This window comes from Yoonia sp. R2331 (genome assembly GCF_041103235.1).
In the GTDB taxonomy this organism is placed as follows: domain Bacteria; phylum Pseudomonadota; class Alphaproteobacteria; order Rhodobacterales; family Rhodobacteraceae; genus CANMYO01.
The window spans coordinates 1,385,244-1,400,706 of sequence record NZ_JBGCUN010000001.1; the positions used below are offsets into that span (position 1 = coordinate 1,385,244).

A 15,463-nucleotide genomic window follows, 5' to 3' on the forward strand; every position below is an offset into this window, starting at 1 on the left:
GCTTTTCCGTCTCAGATGGCGTTTGTCGCGTACTCCTGTTTGGCTCAGCCGCGTATCAAGCAGCCAACGTCAATGGGAAGGATGCACCATGTCCGAAGCAGTCAGATCAGGTCGCCGTGGGCGTGGAGGCGGTGGCGCGGCGCGTCGTGCAGAACGGACCGCCGTCAGTGTCGAGACGGCCAAGTTCATCGAACGCAATATTCCCAACTATGAAGTCCTGGATGATGCCGCTTTGTCGGTGATCGAGGAAAACGCCGAAAAGGTGTTGGCAGAGATCGGTGTGAACTTTGTCGAAAACCCTGAGGCGTTGACCCGTTGGAAAGACGCCGGGGCCGAGGTTGAAGGCGAGCGGGTGCGCATCCCACGCGGTTTGGCGCGCAAGCTGTGCAGCACGGCACCCGCAACGTTTACGCAACATGCGCGCAATCCAGAACGCAGCGTGGAAATCGGTGGGCGGAACCTTGTGCTGGCCCCAGTCTATGGCCCGCCGTTTGTACGCGATGCCGAGGGTGGCCGCCGTTATGCCACGATGGCTGACTTCGAAAAGTTCGTGAAGCTGGGCTATATGTCCAAGTGGCTGCACCATTCGGGCGGAACCGTGTGCGAACCCACGGATGTGCCTGTGAACAAGCGCCATCTGGACATGCTGCTGGCGCATATGACGCTGTCCGACAAACCCTTCATGGGGGCGGTGACCGAACCAAGCCGCGCGCAGGATTCGGTGGATATGTGCAATATCCTGTTTGGTGAAGAGTTCGTGCAAAACAACACGGTTATGACCTCGCTCATCAATATCAACAGCCCACTGACGTTCGATTCCATCATGATGGGTGCGCTTGAGGTCTTTGCCCGGAACAATCAGGCCAGCATCATCAGCCCTTTCATTGTGGGCGGCGCGATGGCACCGGTGTCTGTGGCGGGCACATTGACGCAAGTTCTGGCCGAAGTGATGGCAGGCATTGCCTATAGTCAGATCGTTCGCCCCGGCGCGCCGGTCATCATGGGCACATTCGTGACCTCGATCGACATGAATTCAGGCGCGCCGACCTTTGGCACGCCAGAGGCCAGCCATATCACCTATGGGGCAGGGCAGTTGGCCCGCAGGTTGGGTGTTCCGTATCGGTCTGCCGGGTCATTCTGCGGGTCCAAGTTGCCCGACGCGCAGGCGGCCTATGAAACTGCGAATTCCCTGCAAATGGGGCTATTGGCCGGTGTGAATTTCATGCTGCACAGCTGCGGCTGGCTGGAAGGCGGTCTTGTCGCCAGCTTTGAGAAATTCGTGATGGATGCCGATCAGTTGGGCACGTTGCACCACTTTGCCAAGGGCGTGGACATGTCCGAGAATGGTCAGGCGATGGATGCGATTGCCGAAGTTGGCCCCGGCGGGCACTATCTGGGCTGCGCGCATACGCAGGCCAATTTCAAGTCGGCATTCTGGCGCTCGGACCTGTTTGACTACAAACCGTTTGAGACCTGGGATGAGGAAGGCGCGCGCGATACCCAAACCTTGGCATCCGCGCGCGTCCAAAAGATGATCGACACTTACCAGCAGCCCACACTCGATCCCGACATCGAGGCACGCTTACGTGCCTATGTGGCTGAAAAGAAAGCGTCGATGCCCGACAGCTTTATGTGACGGCCTGCGGGCGATAGGCGGCCTGAAGCAAGCGCGCCTCGCCCATGATCGCAGTCAAGAGCGTGATGTGAGCCGCGACAGAGTATTCGGCTGACTTCAGCTTGCGGCGTTCATTGGCGATGTTTTCCAGATCCATCAGCAGCAAAAGCGCGGCCCCGGTTGAAGGAAGGTCATCAGATTTCAGGATTCGCCGCAGCGCGCGGTCGCGACGGTAGTCATCCAGGCCAAAACGGGCGGCCCGTACAAGTAAACGCGGACGCTTGAGCGTCCGTACCATGCTGTTGAGATCAAGCATGTTTAGTCCCCTTTGGTGTTCCAGCAAACGTGAGTGCCAATCAAGATACACACCTTATGCGTGTGTTGCGCATTTCGAGATTTGACCGTTCGGACCCCCCCAAAAACGGTTAACTGTTTTTTGTCATACCAGTGCCATTGACCATTTATCGTTAACCATCAGTTAACAATACATCCATAGGTTGTGTCAGAAGTGCAAGTTTGGAAACAGTTATTGTGGTCAATTTTGGATCGGAACGCTTTCAATGTCCGAAAAGTTACAGTCAGTGGTGCAATTGCGTTTGCCGGACTGGGTACCACACCCTGTGCACCTTTACTTGGCGCATACGGTTGCAGGCCTGTCCATAAGGGCACTGGCCCGAGACAGCGCATTGCATCCGTCTACGGTTCTGCGGCAGGTCCGCAGGTTCGAGGCACGGCGTGATGATCCATTGGTTGATGATGCACTAAAGGCACTGGTGGCCAATGACCTGGCACCGGCGCCACGGGATGGGGATGCCGAGATCATGCAGAACAAGATTGAAACGACGCAAGTGGGCGGCGGCGAAACGTTGTCGCTGGAACAAATCGAAGCCGAGGCACTGCCGATCCTGCGCCGTCTGTGCGAACCGGGGGCGGTGCTGGCCGTGGCCCGCGACATGGAAACGGCCGTGATCGTGCGCGAAGATCCGAACGGAGAGAGCTTTCGCACAGCGATTGCGGACCGCCAGATCGCGCAGGCTATGGCTTTGAAATCATGGATCAACACGGCTGATCCGTCACTGCGGATTGTGCGGTATTTTGTCACTGCTGCCGGGCGCGCGGCGTTGCGGGGGTTAACGGCAGAGACCGAGAACCGCGCACAGGGGTTTCGCGAGGCGAGCCCACGGCGACGCGATGGCAGCAATGTCTGGGACCTGCAGGATAGCGATACGGGCAACGGGCGGTATGTCGTGACCGAAAGTCCGCTGGTTGGATTGGCGCGGCGGCGCGACAAGGATGGTAAGCACTTTTTGTCGCCGGCTCTCGTGCAGGCGGGCGAGCGGCTTCGTGAGGATTATGAGCTGTGCTATGTCGGGCCAACGGTTGCCGAGAATTGGCAGGCGGCATTGCAGGCCAAGGTCAAACCCAACACCGCGCAGGCGACAATTGATGCGCGCGCGCGGGTGTTTCAAGCGCTCACCGAATTGGGGCCAGGTCTGGCCGATATCGCGCTGCGCTGCTGCTGTTTTCTGGAAGGTCTTGAAGTGACCGAAAAAAGCATGGGTTGGTCCGCGCGTTCCGGCAAGATCGTGCTGCGTATCGCCTTACAGCGGCTGGTGCGCCACTACGAAGAACAGGGCAAATTCCGCCCGATGATCGGGTAATCGAAATACACGGATAGGGTGAGCGTCTGGCCATCATGCGCTGGTCGCATCCCCGCCATGACAGCGCCGTGCAAGGTTGGACAGCACCCGTGCAAGGCGCTAAGTAGGGTGAAACGTCACCCGGAGGCATCATGGCCACGCGCGATCTGAAAATTCCCGCCCAGCGTCACCCTGAAAAGCAAAAGCGCCCTGACAGCAGCCAGCCCAAAAAGCCGGGCTGGATCCGCGTCAAAGCACCAACCTCTGAAGGGTACAAAGAGACCCGTAATATCATGCGGGAACACAAGCTGGTTACAGTGTGTGAAGAGGCGGGATGTCCAAATGTGGGCGAGTGCTGGTCACAGGGCCACGCCACAATGATGATTATGGGCGAGGTCTGCACCCGCGCTTGCACCTTCTGCAATATTGCGACCGGCAAACCGCCGGAAGCGTTGGATGTGTTTGAACCGGGCCGTGTGGCGGATGCGGTCAAAAAGCTGGGGCTGAACCATGTGGTGATCACCTCTGTTGACCGTGATGATGTGGAAGACGGCGGGGCCGAGCATTTCGCCCAGACCATTCGTGCCATCCGCCGCCAGTCACCTGGCACTACCATCGAAATCTTGACGCCCGATTTCATCAAGTGTGACCCCGAGGTGCTGCGTGTTGTGGTGGATGCTAAGCCGGATGTGTTTAACCACAACCTTGAAACCGTGCCGGGGCTTTACCCCGAGGTGCGGCCCGGCGCGCGCTATTTTCACAGCCTGAGACTGTTGCAGCGCGTGAAAGAGCTGGACCCGACGATGTTTACCAAATCGGGCATCATGGTGGGCTTGGGTGAAGACAAGCAGGCCGTGGTGCAAGTGATGGAAGACATGCGCGCGGCTGACATCGATTTTCTGACCATCGGTCAGTATCTGCAGCCGACACCCAAGCACCACGCAGTCGACCGCTTTGTCACGCCAGAGGAATTTGCGACCTATGAAAAGGCGGCATATGGCAAGGGGTTCCTGATGGTGTCGGCCACGCCGCTGACCCGGTCGTCTTATCATGCCGGTGATGATTTCGCCCGGCTGCGCGAGGCTCGGCTGAAAAAGCTCGGGCAGGCCTAGGGCGCTGTCACAGGTGGGACTGCCTTGAGGTAGGCGGCGATTGCCAGCCTGTCGCTATCCGAGAGCTGCGAGGTGTTTGCGATGACGTCCACCATCTCGCCGCCCGCGCTGTCGAAATCGGGGGTGAAGCCGCTTTCGAGGTAGCTTGCGATGTCTTCGACCGACCAATCAAGCCCGCCTGAAGTGATGTTCGGGATGCGGCCCTGACCCGATGGATCAGGCGCGCCGCCGAGCCAGTTTGCGGTCACTGGTCCCCCCAGAACATTGCGGGGGGTATGGCAGGCACCGCAATGGCCAAGCGCCTCGACCAGATAGCGACCGCGTTCAAGTTCGGCCGTGGCCGGATCATCCAGCACCCACCCCGGGCGCGCGAAAAGCAGTTTCCAACCGCCCAAACTGGTGCGGATGTTGAACGGAAAGCTGACGTCGTGGGGGCGATTGGCGGTGTCGCTGGCGGGCAGGGTGCGCAGGTAGGCGATGATATCGACCACGTCCTGTGGTGCCGCGTTTTGGTAGCTGTCGTAGGGGAACGCCGGGTAATAATGCGCGCCACCCGGTGACACACCGCGCATGATCGCGCTGGCGAGGTCATGATCGGACCAGTTGCCGACACCGGCCGATGCGTGTGGCGAGATATTTGGCGCATAGAATGTGCCAAAGGGGCTGACAAAGCTGCGTCCGCCGGACAGTGGGCCATCGGATGCCTCTGGCGCGCGGTGGCAAGACGCGCAACCGGCGGCGGCGAAGGTGATTTCACCCGCCGCGGCATCGCCGGTTAGCCCGTCGAGCGCGTCAGATGGCAGCGGGCTTGGCCGCGTGATCCAAAGGCCCGCCGCGATCAGCAGCAGGAGATAAAGCGTCCAGCGCCGCCAGCGCACGGTTTAGGGCCGCGGTCCGCGATAAGCCTTGTGGCATGAGCCGCAAGCGGCACCCACCGGGCCGAATGCGGCCTTCATCTCATCCAGGCCGTTGCCTGCAACGGCTGCAAGGGCGGTGCTTGCCTCTGCCAGCTTCGCGACTTCGGCGTCAAATCCAGCACTGTCGGTCCAGATTTCGGATTTGGCGCGGCCTCCGGCGGCGGCGATGTCGGACCCTTCGACCCAGTAAGTGGATTGGTCCATATTGGCGAGGGCGGCAAGGTTCGCGGCCGCCGCCGCGGCAGCCGCGGCATCATACGGGATTTTGTCCTGAGCCATGCCGCCAAGGGGGCCAAGGTTATGTCCGTAGAGGCTCATATGCGCGCCGCGCGCTTTGATTGCACTTGCAACCTCGGGGCTCAGGTGGCTGGCGGCAAAGGCGGCGCCGGCCAAGGTTGCACAAAGGAGGGCGGCCGTAGGAAGTGAACGCGGTAACGTCATGAAAATTCTCCTATTGATCCGAATGGGATCATGTTTGCACAGAATTGGACCGTTCCCCTGTGCAAATTTGAACCAATTCTGTGCGTAAATGCAAGATGGGTGACGGGTTGTCAGTTGATGATGCGCGGTGCGCGGGCCCGATCAACCGTGAGCGCATCGGGCCAACCGATGAAGCGTTCGATCCCAACAAGGATCAGGCAAAGCGCCAACACGATCAAAAACAGTTTGACCCGGCCCCAGCTTGGCGGATTTTGGGCCAGTCGTTTGGCGCGAAAAAACCAGCGTGGGTTCATTCTGAGGTGAACCGGACCTTGCCGATATAAGGCAGGTTGCGGTTGCGTTGGGCAAAGTCGATGCCGTAGCCCACCACAAATTCATCCGGGATTTCAAAGCCGGTCCAATTGGCGCGCACGTCGACCTCGCGCCGGGTGGGTTTGTCCAACAGCGCAATGGACCGCAGTTTGTGCGGTTTGCGTGCGCCCAGAAGGCCGAGAACGTGTTTCATGGTGTGGCCGGTGTCGACGATGTCCTCGACCACCAGTACGTCGCGGCCTTCAATACCCGAGCGCAGGTCTTTGAGGATGCGTACTTCCCGGCTGCTTTCCATGCCGTCGCCGTAAGACGAGGCTTCGAGAAAGTCGACCTCGACCGGCAGGTCCAATTCGCGGACCAGATCAGCAATGAAGACGAACGAACCGCGCAGAAGACCGACCACCACAAGCTTGTCGGTGTTACTGAACTCGGCAGCGATTTCGCCTGCCAGATCCTCGATCCGTGCGGCGATGGATTTGGCGCTGATCATCTGGTCGATGACGTAGGAGGGGTGCGACATGGCGGCTCCGGGGTTGATTTCCACCGGCACTTTACGACATGGAGAGGTGAAGTCACCCGCGAAAGACCACAGATGCCTGCCCATTCCGAGACACGGGTGCTGCCCTATACCGCCGATCAGATGTATGCGCTTGTGGCTGATGTGGCCAACTACCCGAAATTCCTACCGTGGACGGCAGCGGCGCGGATCAGATCAACGACAGATCAGGGCGATCATCAGGTGAAGCTGGCCGATCTGGTGGTCAGCTTCAAAGTCTTTCGTGAAACCTTTGGCAGCCGCGTGACCTTGTGGCCGGACAAGCGACAGATCGACACCGCCTATATCGACGGGCCATTCAAACATCTGGATTCGGTCTGGCAGTTCCGGGACGTAGAAGGGGGGTGCGAAGTGGCATTTGAGGTGGATTTTGAATTCAAGAACAGGCTTTTGCAGGGGGCGGCAGGCATGTTCTTTGATCAGGCGATGCGCACGATTGTGCGCGCGTTTGAAGGCCGCGCGAAAGAGCTTTACGGATGAGCGTGACCGATCAGGTGATCCGCCTTGCACAAGGCTGGGAAGGTGACGGCCCGGTCGAATTAATCCGGCTTTGCCTGTTTGACTGGGCCGCGGTTGCGATGGCGGGGCAAGACGAACCGGTCGCGCAGGCCCTTGCAATGCAGGCCGGGGTTGAAGGCGATGCCTCTGTGTTGGGAGGTGGGCAGACCTCTGCTGCAGATGCGGCACTGATCAACGGCACAACGGGCCACGCGCTGGACTATGACGACACCCATTTTGATCACATCGGCCATACCTCTGCCGTGGTGATGCCAGCTGTGTTGGCGCTGGCCGAAGATCAGATGATGCCGGCGATGAACAGGGTGCTGGACGCCGCGCTGATCGGGTCAGAGGCGGCGGTGCGGATGGGTCTGTGGCTTGGGCGCGACCATTATCAGGTTGGATTTCACCAGACCGCGACATCCGGGGCGATTGGTGCAGCTGTCGCAGGCGCGCGGTTCTTGCGGATGGACGCGGCACAGACGCGCCACGCGATTGGACTGGCGGCAACCGGTGCCTCTGGCCTGAAGGGACAGTTTGGCACAATGGGCAAGCCGCTGAACGCTGGATTGGCTGCGCGTTGTGGCGTGGAATCGGTGTTGTGGGCGCAGTCGGGTCTCACCTCTGATCCAGATGCCTTGGCGCAGTTTGGCGTGACCCATCACGGGGTAGGTGACGATAGCGCGTGGGACGTAAGCGAGCCATGGAAAGTCGCGCGGGTCAGTCACAAGTTTCATGCCTGCTGTCACGGTCTGCACGCGATGCTAGAAGCATTGCGTGGGGTCGAGGGTGATCTTGCGGCGGTAACTGTGCATACGCATCCGCGCTGGATGAGCGTGTGCAATAAGCCCGCGCCGCAAACGGGTCTTGAGACAAAATTCAGCTATCGCATGGCGGCGGCTTTGGCGCTTTCGGGGCGCGACACCAGCGATATCATGCAGTTTTCTGACGCGGCTGCAGACGACCCGGCCATGCATGTCTTGCGCGATGCGGTGACCGTTGTCGCCGACGACAATTTGACCGAAACGCAAGCGCGGGTCGAGGTGGCGTTTGCCGACGGACGGACCGACGCACGCACGCATGATCTGGCGAAACCGCTCACCTACGAGGTGCGCGAGACCCGATTGCGCAACAAGGCCCGTGCGCTGTTGGGGCGCGAAGCTGCAGCCTTGTGGGAGGCCTGCCATGCTGCCGACATTGACGATCTGACGGCTTTGATGCGCGGATAAAAAAGAGGCGCCCGAAGGCGCCTCAGGTCTCAGGGAGAATTCTGCGTGTTTAGCTGGTGATGTCGTAGCCACGTTCGCCATGCACAGCGAGGTCGAGGCCATTCGTCTCAGTTTCTGCATCGACGCGCAGCGATGTGACGGCTTTACAGACAAAGATCAGCACAACGGTCACCACAGTCGTGAAGACACCAACGATCACAAGGCTGCCAAGCTGGGCCGCCCATGATCCGATGCCGAATGCTGCGATCATGATCGTACCGAAGATGCCACCGACGCCGTGGACGGCAAAGACGTCCAGTGTGTCGTCGATCTTGAAGACGTTGCGGATCAACACCACGGCCTCTTGGCAGAGCACACCGGCGACAGCACCGATGACGATGGCGTGCCAAGGTTCGATAAAGCCCGATGCGGGTGTAACAGAGGCCAGGCCCGCGATTGTGCCGGTGACCAGACCCACAAGCGAGGCTTTGCCGAATTTGATCTTTTCCCACAGCGCCCAGGTGAGCGAGGCAGCAGCAGCGGATAGATGCGTGACCGAAATGGCCATGGCAGCGCCACCATCAGCGGCAAGCTGCGACCCGCCATTGAAGCCGAACCAGCCGACCCACAGCATTGCGGCACCGATCATCACCATGCCGGGGTTGTGCGGGGGTTTCGCCGGATCTTTGCGTGGCCCAAGGAATATCGCGAGCAGCAGGGCCGCGATCCCGGCGGTTTCGTGCACAACGATACCACCGGCAAAATCCATGACGGCGGTTTCAAAGAACATACCGTTGGCCAGCATGCCGCCGCCCCAGACCCAATGCACAACCGGCGCGTAGCACAGCAACATCCAGAGGGACGAAAACAGCAGCACAAAGCCGAACCCGATGCGTTCGACATAGGCACCCACGATCAGTGCGGGCGTGATGATGGCAAAGGTCATCTGGAAGGCGAAGAAGAGGATTTCGGGCAGGGTGCCCGACAGGCTGTCGCTGGTCACGCCAGCAAGGAAGAGCTTATCAAGCCCGCCCCAAAAGCCCGACGTGCCGCCACCAAACGCGATGGAGTAGCCTGCGACGTACCATAGCACGCTCATCAAACATGCGATGGCGTAGCAATGCATGAACACGCTGAGCACGTTGCGGGCGCGCACAAGGCCGCCGTAAAACATCGCCAGTCCCGGCAATGTCATGAAAAGCACAAGCGCCGTGGCCACCATGATCCACGCGGTGTCTGCTCCGTTCATATCTGGAATCCCCTCGTTTTTGGTCCTTGGGGCGGGCTCAGACCGGATTCGAGGCGCTGCGAAAAGTGGCAATGCGCATGGTTGGTGCTGATTGCTTGGGCAATTCCGAAACTGCCCGTTTGCTGGGCGCTAATTTGGGCTACTGCCTAATTTTTGACCGGAAAGTTATCGAGGCCGAAGAGCAGCAGATCAAGCGCGTGGGACACGGTTGCGGCACGGACCTGCGCCCGGCCAATGGCCCCAAATTCATGCGCTTGGGTTCGGACCCGGTCGGCGGTGGCAAGGCCGAAACAAACCAGACCTTCGGGTTTGTGGTCTGATCCACCAGGTCCGGCGATGCCGGTAACCGAGATCGCGATCTGGGCCTGAGAGGCGGCCAGCGCGCCAGTGGCCATCTCTGCTGCGACCTCGACCGAGACTGCGCCTTTGGCGTCAAGGGTGGCGAGTTGCACGCCCAGCATCTTGACCTTGGCCGCGTTGGTGTAGGTCACAAAGCCGCGGTCAAAGATGGCGGAGCTGCCCGGCACCTCAGTGATCGCGGCCGAAATCAGCCCGCCTGTGCAGCTTTCCGCAGTGGCGATCATCACGCCGCGCGCCTTGGCTCGGATCAGAAGCGAGGCGGCCTGCATTACATTGCGATCCAGTGATAAAGCGCCGCGCAAACCACAACGCCGATGGCTGCAAAGATGCCTGCGATCACATCATCCAGCATCACGCCCACCGCGTCATCGCGGCGGTCGGCCCAGCCCACCAGCCAGGGTTTGGTGATGTCAAAGAGGCGGAACAGGACAAAGGCGGCAATCCAGCCGGGCCAGAACACAACCACCGGCATATCGGTGAGTGCTGCGCCAATGGCTACCGGCAGCAGGGCAATCCATTGGCCAGCAACTTCGTCGATTACGATTTCGGAGGGGTCGTGGTTGTCTTTGCCCGCCGTTTCCTGCCGCGTAGCCCATAAGCCTGCAAAATAGGCCACGATGGCTGCGAGCAGCAAAAGCGGCCAACTGCCGATCTGGATGATGACATAGGCGACGGGAAGTGCGGCGAGCGACCCCCATGTGCCGGGAGCGGGGCGCATGTGGCCGATGTAAAAGAAGGTCGCGATCAATGTGCTCATGTCGACACCAATGTGGCTGTTGCAATGCTGGCGATGCCTTCGCCGCGTCCGGTAAAGCCAAGCCGTTCTGATGTGGTGGCTTTTACGCTGATCCGGTCGGCGGGCAGGTCCATGATCTGTGACAATGCCGCTTTCATGGCGGGTTGGTGTGGGCCGATCTTGGGGTATTCGCAGATCAGCGTGCAATCGACGTTGGAAATTCGAAACCCGTGCCGCGCGGCCAGTGCCACGGCGTGTTCCAGAAAGATGTGGCTGGCAGCCCCTTTCCATTGCGGGTCGGAGGGGGGAAAGTGCTGGCCGATGTCGCCCATGCCCAAGGCGCCATAGATTGCGTCGGTCACCGCGTGCATGCCAACGTCGGCATCCGAGTGTCCCTGCAATCCGCGGTCATGCGAGACCTTCACACCGCACAGCCAGACGTGATCGCCGGGTCCAAAGCGGTGGACGTCATAGCCATTGCCGAGCCTTATATCCATCTGCGCTCCCATCTGCTGTTCTGCGCGGGCCAGATCGTCTGGTCCGGTGATCTTGAAGTTCTCTTCTGCCCCCGGAACGATGGCGACGTCCAGCCCAGCGGCGCGGGCGGCGGCGACGTCATCGGCAAAGGGGCCGGTGCCTGTGCGATGGGCGGCAAGAATTTGGTCAAAGTGAAAGCCTTGTGGGGTCTGCGCGCGAAAAAGACCTTCACGGTCCCGGGTACCCGACACCACATTGTCGTCACCGGTCCAAAGGGCGTCTGTGACCGCAAGGGCAGGGGCCGCGCCAGCATGGTGGGCCAGAGCGACAATCACATCTGTGATAACACGGTCGGACACCAGCGGGCGTGCGGCATCGTGGATCAGCACCAAATCAACGTCTTGCCCTGCCAGCGCCTCGAGCCCGGCGCGGACAGAGGCGTCGCGCGTGGCACCGCCAACGATCACCAGATCCGCAGATAACTGACTGTTGTCCCAAAGGTCATGGTCATCGGGATGCAGAACCACCGCGCGAAGTGCCACATGTGGCGTAAAGGCTGCCATTGCATGACTGAGCACGGGTTTTCCGCGCAGTGTTTGCCATTGCTTCGGGCGGTCGCCGCCAGCGCGGGTGCCGCGTCCGGCGGCAACAATGAGGGCGGCAATTCGCATCGGGTCGCAGTCCTTTGTGGTGTTCCATTGGTGACGCTTTGTCATGCAATCGGCAAGGGACTGCTGGAATGATGCACAAAAAATAGGCGATTAGCAAAAACCGCCTAGATGTGCGGCATTACGCGTTGTTTGGGTCCGCAACACCCTGTAGCAACGCCGGGAACGCACAGTAAACAGGCAAAAGTTTAATTTCGTGGCAGAACACATCGCGCTTGATGCCGTCTCTCTTACCCCGCCGGTGGCGCTTGCCCCGCTGGCGGGCATCACTGATCTGCCATTTCGTCAGCTTGTCGCGTCATTTGGTGCCGGATGGGTGGTGAGCGAGATGGTCGCCTCTGAAGATATGGTCAATGCCAAGCCGGACGCCCGTGCGCGCGCAGAACTGGGATATGATCAGGCAGGTACGGCGGTGCAGATTGCGGGCCGCGATGCCTATTGGATGGCAGAGGCCGCCAAGGTGGCCGCAGGTTGCGGGGCCGCGATTATCGACATCAACATGGGGTGTCCGGCCAAGAAGGTCGTAGGCGGATATTCCGGGTCGGCGCTGTTGCGCACCCCTGATCACGCGCTGAGCCTGATCGAGGCCGTGGTAGAGGCGGTGGATGTGCCGGTGACACTCAAGACGCGGTTGGGGTGGGATGATCAATCCTTGAATGCGGCTGGAGTATGTGCCCGAGCCGAACAGGCAGGTGTGCGGTTGGTGACGATCCATGGCCGCACCCGTTGTCAATTCTACAAGGGCGTCGCTGATTGGGATGCGATCCGCGCGATCAAAGAGGCCGTCGGCATTCCTGTGATCGCCAATGGAGACATTGTTGACGCAACAACCGCGCAGACGGCGTTGGACAAATCCTGGGCGGACGGGGTGATGATTGGGCGCGGCGTGCAGGGACGGCCATGGTTGTTGGCGCAGGTCGCGCATGTGTTGCACGGCACGCCCGCGCCGGTGATCCCGCAGGGCGATGATTTGATCGCGTTGGTATCTGACCACTACGCGGCGATGTTGTCATTCTATGGCACGGATTTGGGCCGCCGCGTCGCGCGCAAGCATTTGGGTTGGTACATGGATGACGCGGGCACGCCGGATCAGTTGCGCAAAGAGGTGTTGACCGCTGACAGCCCGGACACCGTTGCGCGGTTGATCCCGATGGCGCTGGATTACGCAGAGGTGGCGGCATGATTGAAGGTGATGTGCTGTGGTCGTCGCTGCCGGTTCCGGCACTGCTGGTTGGTTCCGACGACACGATTTTGCAATCGAATCCGGCGGCTGAGAGTTTCCTCAACCTGTCGGCCAAGGCGCTGGAAGGTGCGGGCCTGTGGGAAAAGGTCACGATTGATGCCGAGATCGAGGGCCCCTTTGCCAAGGCCCAAGCAGAGCGGCGGTCGATCTTTTTGAATGACGTCTTTGTTGGTTCGGGCATGCGGGCGCCAAGCCATTGCAACGTCCTGTTTTCGCCGTTGGGCAATGTCGAGGACACGATGATTCTGATGATCAGTCCACGCGAGATGGCCAGCCGGATCGTGCAGAACGGACAGACCCACAAGGCCGCTCGATCAGCAATCGGCATGGCTGAGATGCTGGCCCATGAAATCAAGAACCCGCTTGCGGGGATCACGGGGGCAGCGCAATTGCTGTCGATGGGGCTGTCGGCAGAGGATCAGGAGCTGACTGATCTGATCGTCGCGGAATCACGTCGGATCGTGAAGTTGTTGGAGCAGGTCGAGCAGTTCGGCAATCTGCGGCCACCGCAGCGCGAAGCGGTCAACATTCACGATGTGCTGGACCGTGCGCGGCAATCTGCGGCGGTCGGATTTGGCGCCCATATGTATTTTATCGTTGATTATGACCCGTCCCTGCCGCGGGCGATGGTCGATGATGATCAACTGCTGCAGGTGTTTCTGAATTTGCTCAAGAACGCCTCTGAAGCGGGGTCAGAAGGCGGCACCATCCGGCTTCATACATTCTATGACCCCTCGCTACGGGTACGGCAGCATGACGGCACGCAGGCGCGGCTGCCATTGCAGATCGAAATCATTGATGACGGCCCCGGCTTGCCGCCGGACATTGCCGCCGACATTTTTGAGCCCTTTGTGTCGGGCCGCGAAAACGGCACGGGCCTCGGCCTCGCGCTGGTCAGCAAGCTGATCCATGACGGTGGCGGCTGGATCAGCGTCGACAGCGTGCCGGGCAAGACAGCATTTCGGGTCAGCTTGCCATTGGCCCCGCAAACATCTGACGACGGAGAAGAATAATGGACGGAACCATCCTTGTTGCCGATGACGACCGCACGATCCGCACAGTGCTGACCCAGGCGCTGACGCGGGCGGGGTGCAAGGTGCATGCCACATCGTCACTGGTCACGCTGATGCGGTGGGTTGAAGAGGGCAAGGGTGACCTTGTCATCTCGGACGTGGTGATGCCGGACGGCAATGGGTTGGATCAATTGCCCAAGATTGCTGATGCGCGGCCCGGTTTGCCGGTGATCGTGATCTCGGCTCAGAACACCATCATGACGGCGATTCAAGCGGCAGAGGCGGATGCCTACGATTATCTTCCCAAGCCGTTCGATCTGCCTGATCTGATGAAACGCGCAGCACGCGCCCTGGAGGTCAAGCGCCGTGTCCAGCCCAAGCGCGAGGCGGCAGCAGAAGACGCAGGCGACCTGCCGCTTGTGGGGCGGACGGCTGCGATGCAGTCGCTTTACCGGCTGGTGGCGCGGGTAATGAACACGGCGTTGCCCGTGCTGATCGTCGGCGAAAGCGGGACCGGCAAATCGCTGATCGGACGGGCGCTACATGATTTTTCTGACCGGCGCAGCCTGCCGTTTGTGACGGTCACAGAAAGTGATCTGGAAGGGATCGAGGGGCCCAACACCGTGCTGTCACGCGCCAAGGGCGGGTCGATCCTGTTTGATGAGGTGGGCGATCTGGACGATCAGGCGCAGGCCCGCATCGTGCGGATGCTGGACAGTCTGGATGAAAACGCGCCCCGGATCATGGCAACGTCGCAAGCAAATCTGAATGAACTGATGGAACAGGGTAAGTTCCGCGAGGATCTGTTTTATCGGCTGGGCGGCGTGACAGTCGCGGTGCCATCGCTGCGCGAACGGGTGGATGATATTCCGCTTCTCGCGGATCATTTTCTGGCCCGTGCCGAGCGGGAAGGTGCCCCTGTGCGCCGGCTGGGCGGTGCCGCGCTTGAGCTGGTGCGCGCTTATAGCTGGCCGGGCAACGTGCGTCAGTTGGAAAACGCCGTGCGCAGGTTGGTTTTTACCGCCGCCGAAGAAGACATCAGCCGGTCAGAGGTTGAGATGGTCCTGGGCAACCAACCGGCCATGGAACCGTTAAGGTCGGGCGGCGAAGGTGAAAAGTTGTCGGCGTCGGTCGCCAAGCACTTGCAGCGCTATTTTGATCTGCATGGTGGTGTGTTGCCGCCGCCGGGGCTGTATAACCGTATCCTGAAAGAGGTTGAGGCCCCGCTGATCGAAATCGCGCTGGATGCGACGGGCGGAAATCAGGCCAAATGTGCTGATTTGCTTGGGATCAACCGCAATACCTTGCGTAAAAAGATCACCGACCTCGATATTCGCGTGACACGCCGCCGCAAGCTGATGTAAAACCGCAACATAACCGTGGCCCCGAAGGGACAACCCTGCGGCAGGACCACATAT

At 60.2% G+C, this 15,463-nt stretch carries 17 protein-coding genes; 8 read left to right on the plus strand and 9 right to left on the minus strand.

The window, feature by feature from the left end; translation table 11 throughout:
* Positions 1-88 precede the first annotated feature (88 nt).
* Positions 89-1,636, plus strand: coding sequence for a trimethylamine methyltransferase family protein (locus tag AB3Y40_RS07170; RefSeq protein ID WP_369438109.1), 1,548 nt, complete (start codon positions 89-91; stop codon positions 1,634-1,636).
* Here AB3Y40_RS07170 and AB3Y40_RS07175 read toward each other — a convergent pair.
* Positions 1,629-1,931, minus strand: coding sequence for a DUF6477 family protein (locus tag AB3Y40_RS07175; RefSeq protein WP_369438110.1), 303 nt, complete (start codon positions 1,929-1,931; stop codon positions 1,629-1,631). The two genes, AB3Y40_RS07170 and AB3Y40_RS07175, sit on opposite strands and share 8 nt — an antisense overlap.
* Positions 1,932-2,175: 244 nt before the next feature.
* Here AB3Y40_RS07175 and AB3Y40_RS07180 point away from each other — a divergent pair, with 244 nt between their 5' ends.
* Positions 2,176-3,276 (plus strand): DUF6456 domain-containing protein, encoded by a 1,101-nt coding sequence (locus AB3Y40_RS07180; RefSeq protein ID WP_369438111.1) that lies wholly within the window; start codon positions 2,176-2,178, stop codon positions 3,274-3,276.
* Between the two features lie 131 nt (positions 3,277-3,407).
* Positions 3,408-4,367, plus strand: a complete 960-nt coding sequence (gene lipA / locus AB3Y40_RS07185) for a lipoyl synthase (protein ID WP_369438112.1) — start codon at positions 3,408-3,410, stop codon at positions 4,365-4,367.
* Here lipA and AB3Y40_RS07190 read toward each other — a convergent pair.
* From AB3Y40_RS07190 to hpt, 4 genes are all read right to left on the minus strand, one after another.
* A complete protein-coding gene (locus tag AB3Y40_RS07190; RefSeq protein WP_369438113.1) occupies positions 4,364-5,245 on the minus strand; it encodes a c-type cytochrome in 882 nt (293 codons plus the stop codon). The two genes, lipA and AB3Y40_RS07190, sit on opposite strands and share 4 nt — an antisense overlap.
* Before the next feature lie 3 nt (positions 5,246-5,248).
* A complete protein-coding gene (locus AB3Y40_RS07195) occupies positions 5,249-5,725 on the minus strand; it encodes a c-type cytochrome (RefSeq protein WP_369438114.1) in 477 nt (158 codons plus the stop codon).
* Positions 5,726-5,835: 110 nt separating this feature from the next.
* Positions 5,836-6,018: a hypothetical protein gene (locus AB3Y40_RS07200; RefSeq protein WP_369438115.1), complete on the minus strand. Its 183-nt coding sequence runs from the start codon at positions 6,016-6,018 to the stop codon at positions 5,836-5,838.
* Positions 6,015-6,557: a hypoxanthine phosphoribosyltransferase gene (hpt, locus tag AB3Y40_RS07205; protein WP_369438116.1), complete on the minus strand. Its 543-nt coding sequence runs from the start codon at positions 6,555-6,557 to the stop codon at positions 6,015-6,017. Before hpt ends, AB3Y40_RS07200 begins: the two co-directional genes overlap by 4 nt.
* Before the next feature lie 72 nt (positions 6,558-6,629).
* On the opposite strand from hpt, the gene AB3Y40_RS07210 reads away from it, so the two are divergent.
* Entirely contained in the window at positions 6,630-7,073 is a 444-nt protein-coding gene (locus tag AB3Y40_RS07210) for a type II toxin-antitoxin system RatA family toxin (protein ID WP_369438117.1), read from the plus strand.
* Positions 7,070-8,320, plus strand: a complete 1,251-nt coding sequence (locus tag AB3Y40_RS07215; protein WP_369438118.1) for an MmgE/PrpD family protein — start codon at positions 7,070-7,072, stop codon at positions 8,318-8,320. The genes AB3Y40_RS07210 and AB3Y40_RS07215 overlap by 4 nt, the downstream gene beginning before the upstream one ends.
* Positions 8,321-8,369: 49 nt before the next feature.
* On the opposite strand, the gene AB3Y40_RS07220 is transcribed toward AB3Y40_RS07215, so the two are convergent.
* From AB3Y40_RS07220 to AB3Y40_RS07235, 4 genes are all read right to left on the minus strand, one after another.
* On the minus strand, positions 8,370-9,548 hold the full coding sequence (locus AB3Y40_RS07220; protein WP_369438119.1) for an ammonium transporter: 1,179 nt from the start codon (positions 9,546-9,548) through the stop codon (positions 8,370-8,372).
* A 146-nt stretch (positions 9,549-9,694) separates the two neighbouring features.
* Positions 9,695-10,177 carry a CinA family protein gene (locus tag AB3Y40_RS07225; protein WP_369438120.1) on the minus strand — a complete coding sequence of 161 codons (483 nt, stop codon included), beginning with the start codon at positions 10,175-10,177 and terminating at the stop codon, positions 9,695-9,697.
* Positions 10,177-10,665 (minus strand): phosphatidylglycerophosphatase A family protein, encoded by a 489-nt coding sequence (locus tag AB3Y40_RS07230; protein ID WP_369438121.1) that lies wholly within the window; start codon positions 10,663-10,665, stop codon positions 10,177-10,179. The genes AB3Y40_RS07225 and AB3Y40_RS07230 overlap by 1 nt, the downstream gene beginning before the upstream one ends.
* A complete protein-coding gene (locus tag AB3Y40_RS07235) occupies positions 10,662-11,792 on the minus strand; it encodes a bifunctional 2-C-methyl-D-erythritol 4-phosphate cytidylyltransferase/2-C-methyl-D-erythritol 2,4-cyclodiphosphate synthase (RefSeq protein ID WP_369439620.1) in 1,131 nt (376 codons plus the stop codon). The genes AB3Y40_RS07230 and AB3Y40_RS07235 overlap by 4 nt, the downstream gene beginning before the upstream one ends.
* Before the next feature lie 193 nt (positions 11,793-11,985).
* On the opposite strand from AB3Y40_RS07235, the gene dusB reads away from it, so the two are divergent.
* The 3 genes from dusB to AB3Y40_RS07250 are packed head-to-tail and all read left to right on the plus strand — an operon-like array spanning position 11,986 to position 15,409.
* Positions 11,986-12,972 (plus strand): tRNA dihydrouridine synthase DusB, encoded by a 987-nt coding sequence (gene dusB / locus AB3Y40_RS07240; RefSeq protein ID WP_369438122.1) that lies wholly within the window; start codon positions 11,986-11,988, stop codon positions 12,970-12,972.
* Positions 12,969-14,045 carry a two-component system sensor histidine kinase NtrB gene (locus AB3Y40_RS07245; RefSeq protein ID WP_369438123.1) on the plus strand — a complete coding sequence of 359 codons (1,077 nt, stop codon included), beginning with the start codon at positions 12,969-12,971 and terminating at the stop codon, positions 14,043-14,045. The genes dusB and AB3Y40_RS07245 overlap by 4 nt, the downstream gene beginning before the upstream one ends.
* Positions 14,045-15,409, plus strand: coding sequence for a response regulator (locus AB3Y40_RS07250; protein ID WP_369438124.1), 1,365 nt, complete (start codon positions 14,045-14,047; stop codon positions 15,407-15,409). Before AB3Y40_RS07245 ends, AB3Y40_RS07250 begins: the two co-directional genes overlap by 1 nt.
* The last annotated feature ends 54 nt before the right edge of the window (positions 15,410-15,463 follow it).